20 protein-coding genes are annotated in these 21,526 nt (G+C 46.8%); 9 read left to right on the top strand and 11 right to left on the bottom strand.

All coding sequences use genetic code 11. The annotated features are described in order from the left end of the window. Positions 1-354 precede the first annotated feature (354 nt). The 3 genes from NG795_RS14695 (at position 355) to NG795_RS14685 (ending at position 3,406) form a co-directional block, all read left to right on the top strand. Positions 355-522 (top strand): hypothetical protein, encoded by a 168-nt coding sequence (locus NG795_RS14695; RefSeq protein WP_367289411.1) that lies wholly within the window; start codon positions 355-357, stop codon positions 520-522. Further along, positions 522-1,175, top strand: a complete 654-nt coding sequence (locus NG795_RS14690) for a Uma2 family endonuclease (RefSeq protein WP_367289410.1) — start codon at positions 522-524, stop codon at positions 1,173-1,175. The genes NG795_RS14695 and NG795_RS14690 overlap by 1 nt, the downstream gene beginning before the upstream one ends. A gap of 290 nt (positions 1,176-1,465) precedes the next feature. After that, complete coding sequence (locus NG795_RS14685) at positions 1,466-3,406, top strand: 30S ribosomal protein S2 (protein ID WP_367289409.1); 1,941 nt, start codon at positions 1,466-1,468, stop codon at positions 3,404-3,406. 339 nt (positions 3,407-3,745) lie between these two features. Here NG795_RS14685 and NG795_RS14680 read toward each other — a convergent pair whose 3' ends face one another. Together NG795_RS14680 and NG795_RS14675 are read right to left on the bottom strand one after the other, a co-directional pair. Further along, a complete protein-coding gene (locus NG795_RS14680; protein ID WP_367289408.1) occupies positions 3,746-4,558 on the bottom strand; it encodes an Rpn family recombination-promoting nuclease/putative transposase in 813 nt (270 codons plus the stop codon). Between the two features lie 424 nt (positions 4,559-4,982). Further along, positions 4,983-5,561 (bottom strand): plasmid pRiA4b ORF-3 family protein, encoded by a 579-nt coding sequence (locus NG795_RS14675; RefSeq protein ID WP_367289407.1) that lies wholly within the window; start codon positions 5,559-5,561, stop codon positions 4,983-4,985. Between the two features lie 145 nt (positions 5,562-5,706). Here NG795_RS14675 and NG795_RS14670 point away from each other — a divergent pair, with 145 nt between their 5' ends. The 3 genes from NG795_RS14670 to NG795_RS14660 all read left to right on the top strand — a co-directional run bounded on the left by NG795_RS14670 (position 5,707) and on the right by NG795_RS14660 (position 7,853). Next, positions 5,707-5,967: a MoaD/ThiS family protein gene (locus NG795_RS14670; RefSeq protein ID WP_367289406.1), complete on the top strand. Its 261-nt coding sequence runs from the start codon at positions 5,707-5,709 to the stop codon at positions 5,965-5,967. Between the two features lie 148 nt (positions 5,968-6,115). Continuing rightward, positions 6,116-7,435, top strand: a complete 1,320-nt coding sequence (thrC, locus tag NG795_RS14665) for a threonine synthase (RefSeq protein WP_367289405.1) — start codon at positions 6,116-6,118, stop codon at positions 7,433-7,435. A 142-nt stretch (positions 7,436-7,577) separates the two neighbouring features. Beyond that, positions 7,578-7,853 (top strand): ubiquitin-like small modifier protein 1, encoded by a 276-nt coding sequence (locus NG795_RS14660; RefSeq protein ID WP_367289404.1) that lies wholly within the window; start codon positions 7,578-7,580, stop codon positions 7,851-7,853. A gap of 319 nt (positions 7,854-8,172) precedes the next feature. Here the strand turns inward: NG795_RS14660 and NG795_RS14655 are convergent, their stop codons facing one another. After that, the gene (locus tag NG795_RS14655) at positions 8,173-8,520 is read right to left on the bottom strand and encodes a hypothetical protein (RefSeq protein ID WP_367289403.1); all 348 of its coding nucleotides are present in this window, start codon (positions 8,518-8,520) and stop codon (positions 8,173-8,175) included. A 136-nt stretch (positions 8,521-8,656) separates the two neighbouring features. Beyond that, positions 8,657-11,257 (bottom strand): DNA gyrase/topoisomerase IV subunit A, encoded by a 2,601-nt coding sequence (locus NG795_RS14650; protein ID WP_367289402.1) that lies wholly within the window; start codon positions 11,255-11,257, stop codon positions 8,657-8,659. Positions 11,258-11,430: 173 nt separating this feature from the next. Here NG795_RS14650 and NG795_RS14645 point away from each other — a divergent pair, with 173 nt between their 5' ends. Continuing rightward, a complete protein-coding gene (locus NG795_RS14645; RefSeq protein WP_015151249.1) occupies positions 11,431-11,835 on the top strand; it encodes a response regulator in 405 nt (134 codons plus the stop codon). Positions 11,836-11,949: 114 nt separating this feature from the next. On the opposite strand, the gene NG795_RS14640 is transcribed toward NG795_RS14645, so the two are convergent. Together NG795_RS14640 and NG795_RS14635 are read right to left on the bottom strand one after the other, a co-directional pair. Then, positions 11,950-12,819 carry a tetratricopeptide repeat protein gene (locus NG795_RS14640; RefSeq protein WP_367289401.1) on the bottom strand — a complete coding sequence of 290 codons (870 nt, stop codon included), beginning with the start codon at positions 12,817-12,819 and terminating at the stop codon, positions 11,950-11,952. 302 nt (positions 12,820-13,121) lie between these two features. Next, positions 13,122-13,397: a hypothetical protein gene (locus NG795_RS14635; protein ID WP_367289400.1), complete on the bottom strand. Its 276-nt coding sequence runs from the start codon at positions 13,395-13,397 to the stop codon at positions 13,122-13,124. 144 nt (positions 13,398-13,541) lie between these two features. Between NG795_RS14635 and NG795_RS14630 the strand changes: the two genes are divergently transcribed. Further along, positions 13,542-13,757: a hypothetical protein gene (locus NG795_RS14630; RefSeq protein WP_367289399.1), complete on the top strand. Its 216-nt coding sequence runs from the start codon at positions 13,542-13,544 to the stop codon at positions 13,755-13,757. Positions 13,758-13,764: 7 nt separating this feature from the next. Here the strand turns inward: NG795_RS14630 and NG795_RS14625 are convergent, their stop codons facing one another. The 3 genes from NG795_RS14625 to NG795_RS14615 all read right to left on the bottom strand — a co-directional run bounded on the left by NG795_RS14625 (position 13,765) and on the right by NG795_RS14615 (position 15,060). Next, entirely contained in the window at positions 13,765-14,313 is a 549-nt protein-coding gene (locus NG795_RS14625; protein WP_367289398.1) for a DUF2442 domain-containing protein, read from the bottom strand. A 64-nt stretch (positions 14,314-14,377) separates the two neighbouring features. Next, positions 14,378-14,629 (bottom strand): DUF2442 domain-containing protein, encoded by a 252-nt coding sequence (locus tag NG795_RS14620; RefSeq protein WP_367289397.1) that lies wholly within the window; start codon positions 14,627-14,629, stop codon positions 14,378-14,380. A 242-nt stretch (positions 14,630-14,871) separates the two neighbouring features. Next, the gene (locus NG795_RS14615; RefSeq protein ID WP_367289396.1) at positions 14,872-15,060 is read right to left on the bottom strand and encodes a hypothetical protein; all 189 of its coding nucleotides are present in this window, start codon (positions 15,058-15,060) and stop codon (positions 14,872-14,874) included. 207 nt (positions 15,061-15,267) lie between these two features. On the opposite strand from NG795_RS14615, the gene NG795_RS14610 reads away from it, so the two are divergent. Continuing rightward, entirely contained in the window at positions 15,268-19,131 is a 3,864-nt protein-coding gene (locus NG795_RS14610; protein ID WP_367289395.1) for a HEAT repeat domain-containing protein, read from the top strand. Between the two features lie 99 nt (positions 19,132-19,230). Here NG795_RS14610 and NG795_RS14605 read toward each other — a convergent pair whose 3' ends face one another. Together NG795_RS14605 and NG795_RS14600 are read right to left on the bottom strand one after the other, a co-directional pair. Then, positions 19,231-19,938: a Uma2 family endonuclease gene (locus tag NG795_RS14605; protein ID WP_367289394.1), complete on the bottom strand. Its 708-nt coding sequence runs from the start codon at positions 19,936-19,938 to the stop codon at positions 19,231-19,233. 309 nt (positions 19,939-20,247) lie between these two features. Continuing rightward, positions 20,248-21,363 carry a tetratricopeptide repeat protein gene (locus tag NG795_RS14600; protein WP_367289393.1) on the bottom strand — a complete coding sequence of 372 codons (1,116 nt, stop codon included), beginning with the start codon at positions 21,361-21,363 and terminating at the stop codon, positions 20,248-20,250. Between the last annotated feature and the right edge of the window lie 163 nt (positions 21,364-21,526).

The following is a 21,526-nucleotide window of genomic DNA, read 5'->3' as shown; positions in this document are numbered from 1 at the left end:
AGGTTAGTGCTCATCGAACCAGAAACCGGGTTTCTAGCAATCAGCCTATTGTGAGAAACCCGGTTTCTAGCCCATTCGATACCGACAAGGTAAAGTGAGCAATTCTGACTCTCTTGTTGGTGATTAAGTGAGGTAAATAAATAATTCTCCCCGATTGGAAGTTGATTCTGATTGGGGAGTTTTTTTCTCACATTTCCGATGAAGTGGCAACACCCGGCGGGGGATAAATCGATTGGCGGCCTCATAGCTAAAGTCGGTTGAAACCGACTGAAAACGTTATCCCATAAGACTTTCAGTCGGTTTTAACCGACTTTAGCTGTTAGGCGGGGGATTTATCCCCCGCCGGATGACGGGGTGTCTGTAGTGCCGATCGCCTATCAACGGGAACGCGATGCGATCGCCCCCAAAGACCTAGACCAAGCTATAATATCCTCAAATAAAGCCCTCCGTATCGATCCACACCAGCGATCGCTGTGGATGGAAGTCGAACGAGATTTTCGTCGTTGGGAGCAAATTTTTTAATGACTACCACCACCCCCAAAACAAAACCACCCACCGAAGGCAGAGTCTTACTCCAGAATATTACCTGGGAGACTTACGAACGCTTATTAAATGAAATTGGAGATCACCGCAATATTCGCCTACATTATGACCGAGGATTATTAGAAATCATGACCCCGCTATTTGAACATGAGAATCCCAAAGAATTAATCTCTGCTCTGGTTGGTGTATTAGCGGAGGAATTAAATATAGAAATCATTAGAGCTGGTTCCACCACATTGAAGAACCCAGATTTGGCTCGCGCTTCAGAACCCGATTCAAGTTTTTATATCCAAAATGAGAGTTCTATCAAAGGAAAGCGACGCCTCGACTTAAAAACCGATCCACCACCTGACTTGGTAATCGAAGTTGATGTCACCAGCAGTTCCATTGACCGAGAGGGGATTTATGCGGCAATGGGAGTACCAGAAATCTGGAGATGCGATCGCGGTGTGGTCCAGTTTTTACAATTGCGATCGGGCAACTATGTAGAAACAGGGCATTCTCTAGCGTTTCCTGTATTACCCGTGACCGAAGTTGCCAAGTTTTTAGAACAAAGCCAAACCGTTGGGGAAACCACGTTAATCAGAACCTTTCGCGCCTGGGTGAGAGAGCAAATTAAACCCGAAGCTTAGTAAGTAATCGTTGGAGGAAATTTTCTCATGAGTACCAACCCCAAAACCACAGCAACGACAGAAGACAGATTTTCACTTTAGAGTATTACCTGGAAAAGCCTCCGAACACTTATTAAAAGCAAAGGTGAAATCTTGGTAATATTATGCTACATTATGACTAAGTATTATTAGAAAGCCTGCTTCCGCTATTTGAAAGCAACTTTCTGTTACACTCTGATACTAAACAGCACCTTTTCGCTACTCGCCAAACTTAAAACTGTGACAACCCTAGACATAGGAAGGAATCGAACATGGCAAGGAAGCCCTCAAACACCGGACACCGGGCAAAAATCAATCAAAAATCCCGATATCCCCGAACTTTAATGGAACAGGTTTGCGAGTATATAGAAGCACCCAACCACCAGGAAAAAATTTTTCTAATTGTCGGAACAAAACCACGGACATCAGAACTGGTGGACAAATTAGCAAAGTGCTACAAAGATAAAATATTTTATTGCAAAAATAGTCGGAAAGTTTATCGCTACAAGACGGGTCAACAGCACTGTTATGTAAATCGACTGTACTCGGGAAAAATCCTGACCAAGTTATCGAAGCTGCAACAATTAGAAAGGCTAGAAAAACTAGATGAGTCTGAACGGGAAGAGATTGCCCATTTGCAGCGTCAGTTGAATCCTTTGAGGGGCATCAAACGAATGGCTCGGCTTCCAGATGCCGTCATTCTCCTCGACCGGCGAACGCAATATAAAGTTTTAATCGATGAATGTCGCGACCTGGGAATTGAGGTTATTCATTCCCTAAACCAGCTCCGAGAGCCGGGAAACAAAAAACAAAAAATAAAAACAAAGACAAAAAAAACAAAAAATAAAAAACAAAAACCGAATCACAACGGCAATAATGCCCAACCCAAAAAAGTGCCAACCCCAGACCAGATCCGAGAGAATATCAATGATGAAATCGAGAATAACCCAGAACTGAATCAACTTAATAAATTAAGATCAGAGGCCAATCCAGCAGCCTGGAATCAGCTAGTTCAGTGGCTCTTAGGTCAAGCAAAACGATCTATCACTCGGGCGATTGAACCCCTTGCAGAGCTTTGGTTTGACGTTGATTTTGAACAAGCAAGAAACCACGTAGCAGAACTCCAAACAAAATATCCCAATCATACTCGCGACGAAATTGCCAACATCCTGATCAAAGAAACAGTTTTTAAAGTAGCCGGAATTAGTTACATAGAAGACCTAGCTCCCGAGGATATTCAAGATGAAATCAAAACCGCTATCTCTAGCGTAGCCAAATGCGACTTAAAAACCATTACGCAGGAATGTGCCGAAATGGTTTTTAAAATTGCGGGGATCTACGACTTCGATTTGAACAGCCCGATACGACAGTTTGAAGCGTTGGCAGCTTTCGGTATAGCTTGGCTCGGAAAAAGGGCGATCAATGCCGGTATTGGATGGCTCGATGTTGACTTTTTCGATGAAATAAATATCCGCGCAGTTTCTCAAGCCCTAATGATTTTTACGGTGGGCAATGCCGCTCGTCTGTTTTACAAAGCAAAATTAGAGGGAGATACACTTTTGGATAACCCTACCAAGTTTGAGCGAGTTTTGGAAGCAAGTCGAAGCAACGATTTGTACACCGTACAAGATGATGAAGATTTAACACAAGTAATTATCAAACAATTTTCAACGAATCCTAAGAGCTCAGAGCCGGAAACCTCTCAAAATCCAGTAAATGGAACAAAAATTACACCATTTCCTCCAATAGAATGTCCACAGGGCATAGATTACAGTCAGTTAGAAAATTTACTGAAAGATGGTAAGTGGAAGGAGGCGGATCATGAAACAAGGCGGGTCATGTTGGAAGTTGTCAAAAGTACAAAGTGGTTCGATGATAAAAGTATCAACGGGTTTTCTCAACAACATCTCAGTTATATCAATCATCTGTGGAAAACAAACAGCAATGATCGTTTCGGGTTTTCCCGACAAAAACGTATTTATGACGGTTTAGGTGGAACGGGCGAATATAAGGCAGAAATTTGGTCAAAATTCGCCGAAACAGTGGGATGGAAACAAGAAGAAAACTGGCTGTACTACCCAGATCTTCAGTTCGATACCGACGCGCCGGAAGGTCATTTACCAGCAGTTCTCGGGCATCAGAAGCATTTTTGGGGACTAGGAGACATACAGGGCAGTCGCCTGCGTCTCCTCCTCTCCCGTGAAGATTCGTAGTCGGGCCCCATCTATAGCGGTTTTCATGCGTGTGAGGTACAGAATATTCAAGAGTTTGGTAGGGGCGCAATGCTTGCGCCCAACTGGTGTACCTCATCCAATAGAGAACCGCTATATCAAAAGCGATTCTACGCATTCGATCGCCTGTTGCAGAGAGACTATATTTTTCATGATGGTATGGGTTTCGGCAATAGATGGATCTTTACTGATTTTAACAGAACTTACTAAGGTCTATAAAAAAAAGGGCGCAAGCATTGCGCCCCTACAAATACAGCTTGACGCCGCTCGTTTTTATAGACTGATCCGTACCGTATTCCGTATTATTGTCCCGGGATTCCATTAAGTTGGCGATTTCCCTTCAGAATCGGGGGTATTTTGCTGAACTGTTTCTAACGGTAAGTCTAAAATATTGGCAATTTCCTCCAGGCTAATTCCTTTTTGAATCATTTTCGGAATCGCTTCAAGTTTGCCTTCAAGTTTGCCTTCAAGTTTGCCTTCGGTAAAGGCTTCTTGATAGACTTTGGTTTGTCTTAATTCACTCAATCCCAGCATAGCTTCAATTTCCTCCCGACTTTTTTGCGGTAATTTGTAGACGATGATGGTTTCTATTAACTCGATAAACTGCCGTCGCACCTCTTCGGAGGTGATTTGAGATTGAGAGCGAGCAATTAATTGTTTCGCTCTTTCTGTTGCTGCACTTTCGGTATCTTGAATCACCAGTTGCAACACCTGAATTCCCAAGGACTCAGTTGAGTCGTTCAACTCGTCCAGATAAATCCGCGAAACGCGAGTGAGTTCTAACATTTCTGCAAACTGTAACTCTTGTGCGCGTTCGATGCGGCGGTTTGGATAAATGACCACCACCCGCCAAGGATGGGGTGGTTGATTTTGTTTTAAATACAGAAACAGTTCCCCAAAGAGGCGATAATATAAACTATCATCGGGTTGAAACTGAACTTCTACCAGATAAAATGGTTGGGTAGACTCTTCCTGTTTGGGTAGAAACACTCCATCAATCCGAAACGCCACTTGTTTGAGTTCTACTGAGGTAAACTGATAAGCGGCTGCATCGCTGGCAGAGCGATTGATAACTTCAAAAAAACTTGCAGGAAACTGCTGAAATATTTGGTAAAATAGGCTATCTGTTTTCATCAGTAGATGGCTTCCCTCCAGCATATCCGCGCAAGGCGTTTACTCCTGCGGCCTGTTTCATCGAGGATGCGATCGCCCTCCCCTCTTCCGGATTTTCCCCAGACACTCACCCTATAACAATTATAGTATGATAATAGCTGATAGGCTTGGGTTCTCGCATAAACCCCAGCTTTTCTTAAAAAATAACTTCTAAAAAAGCAGATTCTTTATCATACCAAATTTTAACCTTAATTTTTATATTTCACCTGCCTCTACTGAGGTTTAAAAGTTTATTATTTTCCTTGCTTTGTACTTTTTTAAAGGTTAGAAACCGGGTTTTGTGACAAAACTTATAATAATTTTCCAAAATTTTGGCTAAAAACCCGGTTTCTGGTCCTGCTTCTTCAAACCTGTAACAATTTTCTAGCTTGGAAGATGAGTCATCTTATTTAAAAACTCTCTTCAAATCAGCGTTAATCTCATCTAGGTTAGCCTCCTCGGGGTCAAAAGAGCCACCTACCCAGTCGAGCATTTCTTCATGGTCCGGATGCTTTTTATTTTGGATCACTTCTAGGAAATTTGGATATCCCCAAGGACCGCCAGAGTCGTCTGGGGGACAGGCTCTTTTCGCTTTTATACAAATCGGATATTTGACATCCGGATCCGGTGGCAGCACTTTCTCGACGAGGATTTGATGGTCCCAGGAATCGCCGAAGTCGTAGAGGTATGAGAATTTAAACTTTTCTCCGGGGATGATTTTGCTGAGTTTGACTCGGGTTTCATTCTTCATTTCCACGCCCCCAAAGCCGAAATCATCATCCATTGGCATTCCGTAATCTTCCCCTTGAATGGTAAATGAATGAAGATGGCAATCTTCCCAACCCATCACGACTTGGATCACTTCGTGTAAATCTGCCAAGGTGTAATCGCTACTCACTTGTACTCGCCGCCAAATGGGGGGTCGGATATTGCTCAGAGTAATTTTTAGTTGATAGATGGATTCAGGGTTTTTTCGAGTTGGCATTTTAAAAATGGGATAACATCAGGGTTTGCAGGTTTAGACTTGGGTAGTCTGAAAACTGTAAGGTTTCCTGATCATAAATGAATTGCGTCCGGTTAACAAGTTCAAGGTATTTTATTAGAGTTAGCTGTTTTGTGATTTTTTGATAATGTCTGAACCCTCGATCGCCGTTACGGTAAAACTGTTCGCTGCTTATCAAGAAGCTTATGGCGTTCCTGAGTTAGTTTTGGAATTTCCTCCGGGGACTCCGGTGGTGGCAGTGCGCGATCGCCTGATTGCTGAACACCCGGAACTCGACTGCTGGCGCGATATCACTCGCTTTGGCATCAATCTCGATTTTGTTGACCCCCAGACTCCCTTACAAGCGGGGGATGAAGTGGTGTTAATTCCGCCTGTGAGTGGGGGGTGAGAGTTGTTGCTTGTTGGTCAAGGACCAATCCCGACCAAAACAGTCGGGATTGGTTGACGAGTATTTTGCGCTGTGTTAGTATCTTCCCAACAGATGAGGGAAGGTGACTTCCAAGCCCCTATTTTTAGAGAGTCCAGAGGTTTGAACCATGATCCAGGCGACAGAATTGCACAACCACAGTCATGACACCCCGCCGAGTGGGGCCACGTTTGACCAACTGAAATGTAAAGAATGTGGTGCGGAGTATGAAACGAAGGCGATTCATGTCTGTGAATTGTGTTTTGGACCTCTGGAAGTTAAATATAATTACGATGAGATTCGCCGTCAGGTGACTCGGGAAACGATTCAGGCGGGTCCTAATTCGATTTGGCGCTATCGTCCCTTTTTGCCGGTGATGACGGATACCCCGATTGATGTGGGAACGGGGATGACTCCTTTGGTGAAGTCCAACCGTTTGGCGCGTCGGTTGGGGATGAAAAATCTGTATATTAAAAATGATGCGGTGAATATGCCGACCCTGAGTTTTAAGGACCGGGTGGTTTCGGTGGCGTTGACTCGGGCGAAGGAACTGGGATTTACCACGGTTTCTTGTGCGAGTACCGGGAATTTGGCGAATTCTACCGCTGCGATCGCCGCTTATGCGGGGTTAGATTGTTGTGTGTTTATTCCCTCGGATTTAGAAGCTGGCAAGGTGTTGGGAACCCTCATCTATAATCCAACCCTGATGTCAGTTAAAGGGAATTATGACCAAGTAAACCGCCTCTGTTCTGAAGTTGCCAATACTCATGGTTGGGGGTTTGTTAATATTAATCTGCGGCCTTATTATTCGGAAGGGTCTAAAACCCTCGCTTATGAAGTCGCAGAACAATTGGGTTGGCAGTTGCCCGATCGCATTGTTGCACCTCTTGCCTCGGGTTCTCTGTTCACCAAGATTTACAAAGGATTTCAAGAGTTTATTGAAGTTGGATTGGTTGACGAGAAAGCGGTTCGGTTTACAGGGGCTCAAGCGGAGGGTTGTTCGCCGATCGCCGCTGCATTCCGGGAAGGACGGGACTTTATTAAGCCGGTTAAACCTAATACGGTGGCAAAATCCATTGCGATCGGGAATCCTGCTGATGGCGTTTATGCTTTAGAAATTGCTCACAAAACCAATGGCAATATTGAATCCGTCACTGATGCAGAAATCATTGAAGGGATGAAGCTGCTGGCAGAAACGGAAGGAATATTTACCGAAACTGCTGGCGGGACGACGATTGCTGTGCTGAAGAAATCTCTGGAAGCTGGTAAGATTGACCCGGATGAAACGACGGTGGTTTATATTACTGGAAATGGATTAAAAACCCAGGAAGCGGTTCACGGTTATATTGGTGAACCCCTGACCATTGAGCCGAAATTAGAGAGCTTTGAACGGGCGTTAGAACGTTCTCGCACGCTCGATCGCTTGGAATGGCAGCAGGTTTTAGTTTAATATGGGTTTGATTTAGAACGAAGAGAACGACTGAAGTCGTTACTACGAACGAAGAGAACGACTGAAGTCGTTACTACGAACGAAGAGAACGACTGAAGTCGTTACTACGAACTGTCTCCCCTATCCTATTTATTGGCGAATCATGTCCGTTAAAGTTTTAATTCCGACTCCTCTCCAGAAGTTTACTAGCGATAAGGCTACCGTTGAGTGTAGTGGTAGTAATGTGGCGGAATTGTTAGATTCCCTCGAAGCTAACTGTCCCGGCATTAAAGAGCGTCTTTGTGATGAAAAAGGACAACTGCGGCGCTTTTTGAATGTGTATGTTAATGAAGAAGATATCCGCTTTTTAGAGGGGACTGATACGCCTCTCAAGGAAGGGGATGAGGTGAGTATTGTTCCTGCTGTTGCTGGGGGTTAATTTAGGCAACCTAAAAACCGGCGGGGGTTTAAACCCCCGCCTCATAGCTAAAGTCGGTTAAAACCGACTGTTTTTTTAGTGCGTTACGCTGTTTAGTTAGGACTTATCTGAGACAACAGGCTCATTTTAGTAATCCTGCTTTCAAATACCTCTAATCTTCCGCCTGCATAAATGCTAAATTTTGCATCTCCACGTCCGTTAAAAACCCACTTGAATCCAATTCTATTAAAGTCTTCAGTCGGTTTTAACCGACTTTAGCTGTTAGGCGGGGGTTTAAACCCCCGCCGGTTTTTAGGCTGTGAACCTACCGCCGGTTACCCTAAATTTCTCCCTGAATTCGGTTCGCCCAATCTAAGGCATTATCTATCGTTAAAACAATCCGTTTAAACGGTTCATCTCGTAACTCTAGGGTGAGATAATCTTTTTCGCGGGTGACATACCAGAACTCTTTTCCACCCGGATTGTAGTAGGTTCCAGCTTTGATGACTCCGGGTAAAAATGTTCCAGGGGCACGAATTTCCGCCCAGTTGCTGGTGGGTTCGGCGGTGGAGACATTGATAATATGACTTAGGGGAATTGTCAATGTTTTCTCAAAGCTGAATGCCAAGAATTGCTCCCAAAAGTCTAATTCAATTTGTAAGGTATCGTCAGTTAGATTGAGTTTCATAGGGTTATCTTATGAAAAGACTTAAACACTATTGTATGGAATCCGGTCTTGATAGTCTGGGAAAATCCGCACCCTTGGGGACCCCACCCTAACCCTCCCCTTGCCAAGGGGAGGGAACCGGAAAAGGGCTAATCCCTTACACATATTGTTCGGGTTCGGGAGAGGAAACACTCAGATAGACGAGGGTTTCTTTGGGTTCGAGTTTGATTAACCGATCGCCTGCGTCATCTTTGCGCTTGGATTTCACTGAATTAACCGGCAACCGCAAGAAGCGATCGCTACTGGTAAGTAACTTCAACTCCGCATCTGGAAGTGCTGCCACCATTCCTACTAGCGCATCAGTCTTATTTTTAAACATCATCGACTGAGTACCCAAATCCCCCGGTTTCGCCAGTCGGACTAAATCCATCGGCAAGCGTTTTCCATATCCCAATTTAGACACCAGCAAGAGTTTCTCACGCTGACTGAGGGCGACACATCCGACCAAATTCTCACCCTTGCCTAAACGCAATGCTTGTTGTGGCATGGAGGCGCGACTGGTAATCGGCAGATTCTCATCATCGATCGCAAATCGGAGTAATCGTCCCCCAGAGGTGGCGATCGCGATATCTTGTCCCACCGTTGCTAAATTGGCATACGCTAATGCATCCCCCTCTTTTAGCTTCACTGCTGTTAATCCTCTTGCTGTCAAATTGGCGAATTCTGACAGCGGTAAGCGTTTAATTCTTCCCCGTTCCGTCAAGAAGATTAAATCCAGAGTTTCAGGATAATCTGAGAGGATAAACTGAGTGGCGATCGCATCAGGATTCCCATGCACTGCCGGGGGAAACAAACTCACGAACGGCGTTTTTTTTGCGCCTCGTTTATTCGCGGGAATATCTCCGACTTTAATCGAGAATCCCTTGCCATCTCGGGTCAAAATCAGGACATCTTGATCCGTAAAGGCAACATGGGTTTCTACTACAAAATCCGCACCCGCTTCGAGGGTTTGAATCTCGGGATTTTCCTCCTGTTTCTGTTGCTGACGCTCATAAGTGGAGGGAGATAACCGTTGTACATACCCGCGTCGAGTAAATTCCAGAACCGTTTCTTCTGGTTCTGGGGGAGTCGCAAATAGGGGGAGAGAGGGAGCAACTTCTTCCGAAATCTCTGCCTTTTTGCCTTTGCGGGATTTAGTTTTGCTGGTTTCTTCCCCGGAGTCAGGAGTTGCCACCAGCACTGTCTCGCGATCGGGCGAAACGCTGTAAATCCGGGTCCGCCTAGGGTCGCCATATTTCTTTTTGAGCGATCGCAACTCTTTCTTCAACCCTTTGAGTAATTCCCGGCGATCGCCGAGTAACCGTTCCAACTCCTCCCGCCTGGTATTGAGTTGGTCCCGTTCATCCTGCAATTTTTGCCGTTCCAATCCCGTGATCCGGCGCATCGGCATCCCTAAAATCGCATCCGCTTGGTTCTCCGTGAGTTCCAACTCGGTTTGCAACTCAACTTTTGCCGTCGTGCCATCCGGCGCATTCCGCAAAATCTCGATGAGTGCATCTAAGTTGTTCAGCGCCTTGAGTAATCCTTCGACAATTTCCAACCGCTGCTGAGTGCGTTCGAGTTCATGGGTGTAAAGACGATTCAGCGTCTGTTCCCGGAAGGTTAGGAACTCCTGCAACATTTGCCGCAGGGATAATTGGCGCGGTTGTGCCTCTACCAGTGCCAAGAGAATTGCACCGAAGTTATTTTGCAGTGCGGTTTGGTGGTAGAGATGTTGCAGAACTACTTCCGGGTTCATTTCCCGTTTGAGTTCAATGACAACGCGAATCCCATCGCGATCGCTCTCGTCACGAAGATCGGAAATTCCTTCCAAGCGTCCATGATTCACCAAATCCGCGATTTTTTCAATCCAGGCAGATTTATTCACCTGATACGGCAACTCCGTCACCACGATCGCCTGACGCCGATGTTTGCCGCGTCCCCCTTGGATTTCCTCCACTCGTGCCACCCCGCGCAAGGGGATAATTCCCCGTCCCGTGGTGTAAGCGGATCGAATCCCTTCGGTGTCAATAATTTCGCCGCCGGTGGGGAAATCGGGACCAGGAATTAGGGTAAATAATTTCTCATCAGACAGATCCGGGTTATCAATCAAAGCAATCAATGCATCCACCACCTCCCCTAAATTGTGGGGAGGGACATTGGTTGCCATACCCACGGCAATTCCCGAACTGCCATTGAGCAGCAGCATGGGTAATTGTGCCGGTAAAACAATGGGTTCTTGTTGAGAATTATCGAAATTCCCGATAAAATCAACCGTCGCTTCACCGATTTCCTGAAGCATGGCATCGCTGCCAATTTCGGCAAGGCGCGTTTCCGTGTAACGCATTGCCGCTGGGGGGTCGTTATCTACCGAACCAAAATTGCCATGACCCGCGAGGAGGGGATACCGACTGGAGAAGTCCTGGATCATCCGCACCATCGCATCATAAACGGATTGATCGCCGTGGGGGTGGTATTTACCTAGGACATCCCCAACCACGCGAGCACATTTCCGATAAGGGCGATCGGGAGACAATCCCAATTCATGCATCGCGTACATGATCCGCCGGTGGACAGGCTTTAAGCCATCTCGGACGTCGGGTAACGCCCTCCCCACGATCACACTCATGGCATATTCAAGGTAGGACTGTTGCATTTCAACGTGCAACGCAGTCGGGATAACCTGTCCAGTAGACAGTAGGTTCAATTGTTTAGCCATGAGTTTCGTTCCTTAAACCAAACCAACTTCCAACAGTGTCCTGCTTTTTTGCGCTCAATAACGCTATCGTTAGCGAAGTGAAGAAGATCGGAGGACACTTTGTCAGCGTACTATCATTCCTGACAGTCTGACGATAAAGCGCATCCGATTGATTAAATGAAAAGGAAAGGGATATGAGAACCGTTCTAATTGTGGAGGACGATCTGGTCAACGCTAGGGTTTTCTCTAAAATCCTCACCAAGCGGGGTGGCCTCAATGTCAAGCATACCGAAAATGTGGAAGAGGTGATGCAAATTGCCCAAGCCGGTGAGGCAGATGTGATTTTAATGGATGTGTCCCTGTCTCGCAGCGTTTACCAAGGCAAGGCAGTGGATGGCATCAAAATTACTCAAATGCTCAAAGCTGACCCCAAAACCTCCTATTTGCCGATTATTTTGGTAACGGCACACGCGATGGCGGGGGATAAGGAATCTTTTCTGGAACAGAGTGGGGCCGATGGCTACATTTCTAAACCCGTAGTGGATCATCAAGAGTTCGTTGACCAGATTGCGGCCCTACTGCCCAAAGAGGAGGGATGAAAGATGAGGGATGAGGGATGAGGGATAGGGTCTGTTGGAATGGAAGATAGAGTTACAGGGTGATTTTCATCCTTCATCCTTCATCCTTCCACCTTGATGGGATTCAGTCTACGATTAATGCTGATGTGGCGTGGGAGCCAATTGCGCCAGGGTCGCTTGAATGCGCGGGGTTTCCAAGAATTTTTTGGTATCTTCCATCAGACGAGTCCCCCAGAGATTTTCGACCAGAAACTCCACTTCCCCATAGCGCGGATCAATCTGTAATGCCGCTTCTCCGAGGGCCAGACCCCGTTCTCGGTTGCCTTTGGCATAGGTTGCCACCGCGATCGCCATCATCGGTTCCGCAGCTTCCGAGTCAATGCTGAGTGCTGCTTCCCAGCGTTCAATTGCAGCAGAGGCATTCCCTTGTTCGTATTCCGCTAAACCAATATTGTTCATCGCTGGCCAGAATGTTTCATCCTGGGCCACTGCTCGTTCATATTGGGCGATCGCCTGCCGATAATCTCTAGTCATGTAGTAGGCATTGCCCAAATCGAATAATGCCCCCGGTACATCCGGTTGCAACTTCAATCCCGCTTGCAGGGAGTTAATCGCCTGCTGGTAATTTTGTTGCTGAAAATAAGCCGAACCCAGGGCAAACATCACCACATGATTCTCCGGATCCAGCGATCGGGCCCGTTCCAACGCTGCAATCCCCTTCGGCAACTCCTTCGATTGCAAATACAAACTCCCTAAAATCCCCCAAGTTTGGGGAGCATTCGGCGCAAGCTGCGCCGCCAGTTCCGCCCGGGCTAAAGCCAACTCAAACTGCTGAAATCTCGCCAACTGAGCCGCTTCTTCCGCCAAAAACAACCCTTGCTGTTCCAACTGAGTCCCATCAAGCTGGAGAGTCCGAGGCAACAAAGCCTGTCCCATCACAGGTGGAACCACCGTAAACAGACCAAGGGCGATGGACAGAGGAATCAAAAAATTACGATTTGGCACAGTACCACCTTCCAACAAGACTAAGGGTTTTCATGGACCTTACAGCTTATTTCAGTGTAACTGGCAAAAATTCCAGGAAACGGTTATGGCTTCACAGAAATTCAGGGGTCTGGCATCATATCTCGGAGATTTACCATAAAATTCAAGTTTTGTCAAGGGCTGTTGAGGATTTGGGGTAGTGGCAACACCCGGCGGGGGTTTAAACCCCCGCCTAATAGCTCAAGTCGGTTAAAACCGACTAAAAACCTACGGGATAAGACTTTCAGTCGTCTTTAGACGACTTTAGCTATGAGGCGGGGGATTTATCCCCCGCCGGTTGTTGCCACCGATACTTCCTCTTCAATATCGAACCATTCATCCGCCAAACCCAAATCTCGTTCAGCCCAGCGAGTAGCCCCTTCTTGTAACTGTTTTTTGAGAGAATTTCGCTGCTTCTGGGCAATATAAAATTTAACAGCCTCGTTAATCAAAGCGCTGCGCTTATGCAGGGCATCGTCAGCAGAATTGTCAGGTTTCGTGAGTTGGTCAATCAGTTGAATCGTTTCTTCCGGCAAGAGGATTTGTAAGTGCTGAGTCATTTGGACTAGACCTCAATTCGGGATAATTTAATGGTACAGGAATGGAGGAGAATGGGAAAATATCAATGAATTTTTGCCTATAATTGTTGATTTACAGCGGTAATTACAGTAAAATTGAGCGTAATTTCTCTCAAACCAAACTAGATGAAAACCCTAGTCGAAATCGAAACAGCGATCGCCCAATTGCCCGAAGCGGAAGTGCGTCAACTGGCCCAATGGCTTCAGCAGTATTTAGATGATGCCTGGGATAAGCAGATGAAAGAGGATTTAGCCTCGGGAAAATTAGATAAACTGATAGCCAAAGCAGAAGCCGACATCGCTACCAACCATTGCATAGAAATTAACCGGCTCTTCTCCTGATTTCTACCTAGGTAATACTTCTCCATTGAGATAGAGTGGCAGCAATTTCCTCCATATATTCATTGACCGTGAGACCATGCGCCTGAGATAATTTTCTCAGGGTTTCCAATTTCGGGCGATCGCCTTTTTCAATACGCCGAATCTGGCGGGATGAAACCCCCGGAATATCGGTTTGTTTGAGATGATGCGCCTTCCTAACCGCTGCCACCGCCTCCCCAAAATATTGGTCATAAATTGCCCGTTCAACCCGGAGACGAGTCTGCCATTCCGGATCCACTATGGCTCGAAGGGCTTCCATATCCAGGTGAATATCGCCACTCGGCCAATAGAGATAACTTCCATCTTCATCAATTTCAAATTCCGCTCGGTTTTCCGGGGAAAGTTTTGCTAAAATCGGTAACTGCTGGAAGGGAATTTCCCAGGTTTGTAAGGCGCAGTCCGTGACTAATAAACGGTCTTCAAGCACCGTAGCTTTCGCGATTAATCGCTCCGATGCTCCCGTTTGCCATGCCGCTAAAATCCGCTTGAGTTGAGCGAGATGAGAATAAAAAATCACCAGGTGTAACGACCTCCAATGAGTTGAACCCTAACCGCAAACTATCGATGGAAAACCCATTGACTTAGGAATATCCAGGTGCAGGAGAACCCCGAAGTAAACCCTCGGTGCTAATATCTTCCTCAAGAGCTTGCCAATGAATCCCATAACCACCGCCACAAATCTGCCATTGAGAGAGTTGTTCCGGCGTGGCGTGCAATAACCGAGGATACCAAGCTAAGGGGACAGAAATGATGCGACAGTCCATCAGTTCGACCCGGAGACAGTCTTCTGTAAACTCTACAGTTTTCACTCGTTCATCTGCTTTTGGTGTCATACCTATTTTCAGCCTTTGAATTAGGATTAATCCTATTTTCCCCTAACGGTTGAATGGAAGCATCAGGGGGCGATCGCATTCATCCTCATCCGATGCCCCCTTCACTGCCTATTTTTTCCGCAGAACCCGCAACACCACCAGATGGACCACCAGATTGATCATCTAAAGGGTAGGAGAATTATCGCACCCCTCTAATTCCTACCCTTGCCAGACCCTGGAAAATTACTGCTAGAGGCGGGTTGCTATTTGCGCCATTCTTTGATTGCTGTAATCAGGGCGGCTGTCGCAGATATCAAGAAAGCGAGTGAGTTAATCATGTCGGGGGGACTGCTTCCATCTTGGTTCCAGGTATGGGGACATTGAATGAGTTCCTCTGGCACAGGCACCTCTTCAATGGGTTGAATTTGGCGAATTTCTTGATTTTCCGGCATCTTTGGTCTCCTTGTTTTAGTAGGTTTGAGACCACTCTAATTGGGGTGCGAGGGACAGCGCTGGACATTAAAGGTCAAAATTAAATGACCCTTTTTGTCCCTCGGTAAATGCCTTCAGCAGTGGAACCTGCATCAATGATTTGGATTATCCTGGAATCATCGAGTTGGACTAAACTGGGGATATCTACAAAAGCGCCAATAATCAACATGGGGCAAAAGGGCAAAAAAAATACGGTTCAGGCACATCAACAAGGGATCCAAAAACTCGCAGAAGCAAAAGCTGCTCAACGCGACTGTGACGGAAACGTCTGGACTGATTTAGATATTGCAGTTGAATCAGGGTTTAGTGAGAAATCTGTTGAGCGCTTTTGTGGGGGCCACCGTGTTCTACGGAAGACAGCTATTAGCATTTGCACCGCCTTGGGATTAGACGTAAAGGAGGTTGTGGACCTCAACGACTGGAACCCCCCAACTTCGGATGAACCCACAACCAACGCTATCGACTGGCGCGAAGTCTGCGAAACGATGCTCAACCGCAGACTCAGCAGTAACCTTCTCACTGCCAACGAGGATATCAACTTTAACCTCGATGACATTCACGTTCCCCTGGCGCTAGTGGAACGACGCCAGCGCGACAAACGCCCGGGGGAGACCCGCGCCGAAGACGGTTCGCAACTCTACGAACCCACGGGATATGAAGAAAAGCAGCGCTTTGAACACCAGCAGTTTTTGGATAATATCCTCGGCAAAGGGGAAGGCAAAACCAAAGGGCGGCAGATTGCCATCATCGGCGAACCGGGTGCCGGAAAAACCACCCAGTTGCAAAAAATCGCCGATTGGATTTTAGAGGAACGCCCGGATTTGCCGATTTGGATTTCTTTAGCTGACTTGCAGGGACGGGAACTGGGGGACTATTTGCTGGAAACTTGGCTGAAACAAGCGATTCCCCCGTCGCGCCTGAGTGAACAGGTGCGGGAAGACTTTTTGGCGCAACTGGAACAAGGGCGGGTGTGGTTGCTGCTGGATGGGGTGGATGAGATGGCGACGGAAAGGGCCACCGCAGGATTGCCACTCCAGCAAATCGCCACTCAACTCAAAGGCTGGATCGCCTCAGCGCGGGTGGTTCTGACTTGTCGGGTTAATGTCTGGGAAGCGAATCTCAATGCTTTGGAAGCGTTCGAGACTTATCGGATGCTGAATTTTAACTATCCCACCCAGGTGGAAGCGTTTATCGGCAAGTGGTTTGAACACAGTGATGCCGCTAACGGGGAAGCCCTGCGCCAGGAATTAGCCAAAGCGGAATATCAGCGCCTACAGGATTTGGTGAAAAATCCCCTGCGGTTGACCCTGCTGTGCAGCACTTGGCAAACCTCCGAAGGGTTACCGGAAACTCAGGCAGCACTCTACAAACGATTTGTGGGGAAAATTTATCAGTGGAAACAGAACTATTTCCCCACCACCGAACAGCAGCGTCAGCAACTTAACCAGGCATTAGGAGAGTTGGCGCGGCAAGGAATAGATGATGCCGCCTCTCCGTTTCGCCTGCGGCATCAGTTAGTTGCCGAGGTACTGGGGGATTGTGATGATGATAAGTCTCTGTTTGCCTTAGCGCTGCAACTGGGTTGGTTAAATCAGGTGGGAGTCGCAGCAGAAGACCCCGATGAGAAGGTTTACGCTTTCTATCACGCCACGTTTCAGGAATATTTCGCCGCGTTAAGTCTTGAGGATTGGGATTTTTTTCTGCCTAGAGAACATTGCGATCGCCCAGTTCCGGGAAAGCGCTATCGCATCTTTGACCCCCTGTGGAAACAGACAATTTTGCTGTGGTTGGGGCGCAAAGATATAGAGAAGAAAAGGAAAGAGGAGTTTATTGAGAGGTTAGTCACGTTTGAGGATGGATGCGGAGAATGGGAAAACCAAGAGAAGTGCGATCGCGGGTTTTATGAATATCGCGCCTATTTTCTTGTTGCTGCGGGAATAGCCGAGTTTAAGGAATGCGATCAGGCTGATGATATTGTTCCTCAAATTGTGGAGTTGGGGTTTGGTTACTTTAATGAAGAAAAGCAAGAGTGGTGGACTTTTCTCGCTCCCATAGAATCAAACGCGATAACTGTTCTGGCAGAAACAGAACGAACCAAGGCGATGGAGGTGGTAGTCAATTTAATCACTAACTCGCAAGATGAATATACACGCATGGAAGCGGCATCAAGTTTGGGGAGAATTGACCCGGGCAATCTGACGGTGATCGCCGCGTTAGCCAAATTAATCGCCAACTCTGACGATGAATATATCCGTAGGGAAGCAGCAATAAGTTTGTATGAAATTGACCCGGACAATCCACAGGCGATCGCGGCGTTAGTTAATTTAATGGCCGATCCTGAATGTGTAGGTAGCAGCAACATAACGACAGAAATGTTGAGGGAAATTGGCCCGGAAAATCCACAGCTAATCGCGACGTTAATCGATTTAGTCGCCACTTCTGAATCTGAATATACACCCCTGAAAGCGGCACGAAGCTTGGGGAAAATGGGACAGGGCAATCCACAGGCGATCTCGGTGTTAATCCATTTACTCGCCACCTCTGAATCCGAATATATCCGCATGGAAGCGGCACAAAGCTTGGGGAAAATTGGCGCAGGCAATCGACGGGCAATCGCGGCGTTAGTCAATTTAATCGCCAACTTTGAATCTGAATCTATCCGCAGGCAAGCGGCGTCAAGTTTGGGGGAAATTGGCGCGGGCAATCCACAGGCGATCGCGGTGTTAATTCATTTACTCGCCACCTCTGAATCTGAATCTATCCGCATGGAATCGGCGTCAAGTTTAGGGGAAATTGGCGCGGGCAATCAACAGGCGATTGCGGCATTAGTCAATTTAATCGCCAAATCTGAATCTGAATCTATCCGCAGGCAAGCAGCATATAGCTTGGGAAAAATTGACCCGGGCAATCACCAGGCGATCACGGCATTAGTCAATTTAATCGCCAAATCTGAATCTGAATCTATCCGCAGGCAAGCAGCACAGAGCTTGGGAAAATTTGACCCGGGCAATCACCAGGCGATAACAGCATTAGTGGAGCGGATGACAACTACTACAAATGAGGATACCCGCAGAGAAGCAGCAGAGAACTTGGGAAAAATTGACCCGGGCAATCAACAGGCTATTAATACCTTAGTAAACCTAGTGAAAACTGCTACTAAAGAGTATAACCGTAGGGAAGCAGCATATAGCTTGGGGAAAATTGACTCTGGCAATCAACAGGCTATTACTAGCTTAGTAAACTTGGTGAAAACTACCAGTGATGAGGATACCCGTAGGCAAGCGGTAACTAGCTTAGGGAAAATTGGTACAGGAAATCACCAGGCTGTTACTACTTTAATCCAGCTAATAGAAATTGCTACGGATGAATATACTCGGAGTGAAGGGGCAGAAAGTTTACAGAAAATTGTTACTACAAATCAGAATTATGCCCAAGTTATCTATGGCTTAAAACGCTGCTTCACCACTCCAGTAAGTACGAATAATCCTTACTTATTTAAGATATGCTACTCTCTCATTTGGGATTCCGACCAAAAGCTATCTTATCCTGAATTTTATCGGGCTTGGCATGGTGAGGAGGATGAAGTAGAACCAGAACCAGTCTCCAATTTACCCCAGCGCCTCCATGCCAAATTGGAAGAAATGGGATTGTCTTCATGCCTCCAGTTAATCTGCATTGATGGCAGCAAGTTTATCGATAAAGATAATCCTGCTGCTAAAATCTACAACGAAATGCGCCGCGCTAACTGTCCCAAAAGTGCAGATGGCACACCGAGAACAATGGCGGATCTGCAATCCTATTGGGATGAATTGACGTTAGAATCGGAACAGCCGATCGCCTTAGTATTTTACAACTCTCTAACTGCACCGGAACTCTCAGGATTTAGTGAGAGATTCCTCCAGGATTTAAGTAAGTTTGAGGGGGCAATTTGCGTGGTGACTGAGGCGCGAGTCAGTGGGTTGCAAACCTTCTCGGCAAGTCAAGGGAATTGGTTTGCAGATATGGTCAATTGGATGAGGGGAAGGATTTAAAAAAATTCAGGGCTAGAATAAATCTATGAATGGGGTGTATTGACGACAAGGCGTTAATTTTGAAGAGGACAGATTAACCCTCCGTCCTCTCAGAATAGGTCATTCCTCGGGTTCGATTCCCGCAGCACGAAGTTGAGCCGCTAATCGTTCAGCCCGTTGCTGTTCCTGTTCGAGCCGTTCTGTACCCCATAAGAGTAAATTCCCATCTTCATCCCACCAGCGTAGCCAGTATCCGGGCCAATTGTTTCGTTTTCCTTGCCATACTCCCAAAAATAGCTGCATTTCGGGTATCCAAAACCGGCTTCCTTCATTCGCCGATTCTAGTTTATAGCGTTTGTTTTCCCCTAACCGATACAATTCTAATGTCCCTGTTTCTATGTCAAAAATGCCATAACTGGGAACTTGCAAAATCTGCTCGTAGTAGTAGAATTTTCCCGGGGGATAGGTTTCTTTGATGGAATATTCTTCCCCTTCTATTTCTGAGAAAAACTCCAGAACGATGGCGGGAATTTCTCCTTGCAGTCGGGGGGTATAACTGCGATTGACTTCGGAAAGGTCAACGGTAATGTGGGGAATGTAGGCCCAATCTGGCGCTTTGACGACGAATTGGCCATTGAGGGTGGCACAAATGGCGTAGTTGGTAGTGGTGAGGGCGGTTTTCGGGTGTTTTCCCGCAAAGTGTAGGCTTTCGCTTAAGGCAACCGCAAGAGTTGGTTGATTGATATGATCCACTGGGTCATCAGGCAGCACAAAATCATCGGGCAACTTTTCCCAGGTGATAGTGTAAGTGGGGGTGGTGGCTAACATGATGAGTCCTGCCGAGGTCGGGTTGATTTATTAATCTATCATAATCAGATTGATGCGGTCCTGCCACCCCGTCATTCAGAAAAATTTTGCTGGCGCTGTAACGGAGACTCAACCCCTGTAGGGGCGATTCGCGAATCGCCCGAGTAGAGGGCGCAAGCCTCGAAGCCCCTACAAATACATCTTGATCCCAAATCCGGTTGGTAAAACTCGTTTTACTCTTTAGCCTGCGAAGGCAGGCTTCGTCCGTATAGCCCCAGGCTTTAGCCTGCGGGGTTTTTTTTATAGGCTAGAGTTCAATCTGTCCTTCGCTTACAAATAGGGTTTGAGAAACACTAGGCTGCTATACAAATGAAACGCCGGGTCCCAAACACTCGGTTGCACTCTAAATAGATGAATGTGAGAGGGGATGCGCTCTAGCATATCGATTTCGGCTAGGGTGGTTTCGGCGAAGGGGGTAAAGTCGGACCAGGTGGGGACTGCTGATAGGTGTTGTTTGAGGACTTTACTCAGGGTTTGCCATTTTAAGTGCATACTCATGCTGTCAATGGTATATTTTTTCGCTTTTCCCTGGTTTTCTTGTCCCGGAATGAAGGAAAATCCTTTGTCAAATTCATAATGTTCTTCGCACAGACGCAGGATGCAGCCTCTCCCGGGTATATGCAAGTCTTTCATGCCGATATATTCGTGCATTTCTTGTTTATAAGTGACTTCGGTGCGGCGATGGTTTTCGACGGCGACTTGTTTGAATATGGGGAGGTTGCCTTCGACTTGTTGGCTGACTTCGGACCAATTAAAGGCTAATTGACCCAGGCGATCGCTCTCGTCTTTGCAAATGACCACCGCCTGGGGAGAAATGGCTTCAAAATGAGTGATGCGGAACACCCGCACTTGATTAATTTCCTCTAAAGTGGCACAAAAACAATTGATTCCCGCTTGTCGCAGTTCCGAGACAAATACTCGCAATTCCCCGATCGCCCCGGTTCGATACATCCGCCAGGTTCTCGTTGGCAGCAACAGTTTGGCGTTATAGGGTTGTAGCTGCATAATCCGCGCAAACTTGACCACCAGTTCGCTTCTTTGCGCCACATCAATCGGTTCAATCACCAGCAACCCCGGTTTAAGCTGGGAGGGATCACTCTTGACTTGGGCGATCGCCTCCTTGACTCGTTCCTTGGGGAGGGTTTCAATGCGCTTTAACCCCTGCCGCGCCTGAGACACAATCTTGGGATTAGTTACCTCTCGCAGTACCCGTCGATACGCCTTCTCTGCCTTATCCAGTTTCCCAGTTTCTTCATAATATCGACCCACATAAAACCCCACCCAAGGATTCTGGGGTGATTCTTCACGCAGCGCTTTGAGTAATTTTGCCGCTTCTCGATAGTTTTGGCAGTCGAGTGCATTCACGACTTCTTCAATGGCAATCATAAAATCGCGGGGGATAAAACCAGGGGTTAATTCAGAGGGTTCCCGATTTTAGCTTGTTTGATGTCACGCAAAGGGCGATCGCCTCTCCCGGATTCCCCTCTACCTCTACCCTTTCCTAATTTTAGACAAAAAAAAACGCCCAAAAACTTGGGCGCTTGCCATC

This window comes from Laspinema palackyanum D2c (genome assembly GCF_025370875.1).
Taxonomy (GTDB): domain Bacteria; phylum Cyanobacteriota; class Cyanobacteriia; order Cyanobacteriales; family Laspinemataceae; genus Laspinema; species Laspinema palackyanum.
This window is presented reverse-complemented; position numbering and strand designations above follow the sequence as displayed.

Excerpts from the sequence above, each read along its gene's own strand:
- NG795_RS14690 (WP_367289410.1), top strand. The coding sequence starts at position 522 with ATGACTACCACCACCCCCAAAACAAAACCACCCACCGAAGGCAGAGTC.
- NG795_RS14685 (WP_367289409.1), top strand. The coding sequence starts at position 1,466 with ATGGCAAGGAAGCCCTCAAACACCGGACACCGGGCAAAAATCAATCAA.
- NG795_RS14680 (WP_367289408.1), bottom strand. The coding sequence starts at position 4,558 with ATGAAAACAGATAGCCTATTTTACCAAATATTTCAGCAGTTTCCTGCA.
- NG795_RS14675 (WP_367289407.1), bottom strand. The coding sequence starts at position 5,561 with ATGCCAACTCGAAAAAACCCTGAATCCATCTATCAACTAAAAATTACT.
- NG795_RS14670 (WP_367289406.1), top strand. The coding sequence starts at position 5,707 with ATGTCTGAACCCTCGATCGCCGTTACGGTAAAACTGTTCGCTGCTTAT.
- thrC (WP_367289405.1), top strand. The coding sequence starts at position 6,116 with ATGATCCAGGCGACAGAATTGCACAACCACAGTCATGACACCCCGCCG.
- NG795_RS14660 (WP_367289404.1), top strand. The coding sequence starts at position 7,578 with ATGTCCGTTAAAGTTTTAATTCCGACTCCTCTCCAGAAGTTTACTAGC.
- NG795_RS14655 (WP_367289403.1), bottom strand. The coding sequence starts at position 8,520 with ATGAAACTCAATCTAACTGACGATACCTTACAAATTGAATTAGACTTT.
- NG795_RS14650 (WP_367289402.1), bottom strand. The coding sequence starts at position 11,257 with ATGGCTAAACAATTGAACCTACTGTCTACTGGACAGGTTATCCCGACT.
- NG795_RS14645 (WP_015151249.1), top strand. The coding sequence starts at position 11,431 with ATGAGAACCGTTCTAATTGTGGAGGACGATCTGGTCAACGCTAGGGTT.
- NG795_RS14635 (WP_367289400.1), bottom strand. The coding sequence starts at position 13,397 with ATGACTCAGCACTTACAAATCCTCTTGCCGGAAGAAACGATTCAACTG.
- NG795_RS14630 (WP_367289399.1), top strand. The coding sequence starts at position 13,542 with ATGAAAACCCTAGTCGAAATCGAAACAGCGATCGCCCAATTGCCCGAA.
- NG795_RS14620 (WP_367289397.1), bottom strand. The coding sequence starts at position 14,629 with ATGACACCAAAAGCAGATGAACGAGTGAAAACTGTAGAGTTTACAGAA.
- NG795_RS14615 (WP_367289396.1), bottom strand. The coding sequence starts at position 15,060 with ATGCCGGAAAATCAAGAAATTCGCCAAATTCAACCCATTGAAGAGGTG.
- NG795_RS14610 (WP_367289395.1), top strand. The coding sequence starts at position 15,268 with ATGGGGCAAAAGGGCAAAAAAAATACGGTTCAGGCACATCAACAAGGG.
- NG795_RS14605 (WP_367289394.1), bottom strand. The coding sequence starts at position 19,938 with ATGTTAGCCACCACCCCCACTTACACTATCACCTGGGAAAAGTTGCCC.
- NG795_RS14600 (WP_367289393.1), bottom strand. The coding sequence starts at position 21,363 with ATGATTGCCATTGAAGAAGTCGTGAATGCACTCGACTGCCAAAACTAT.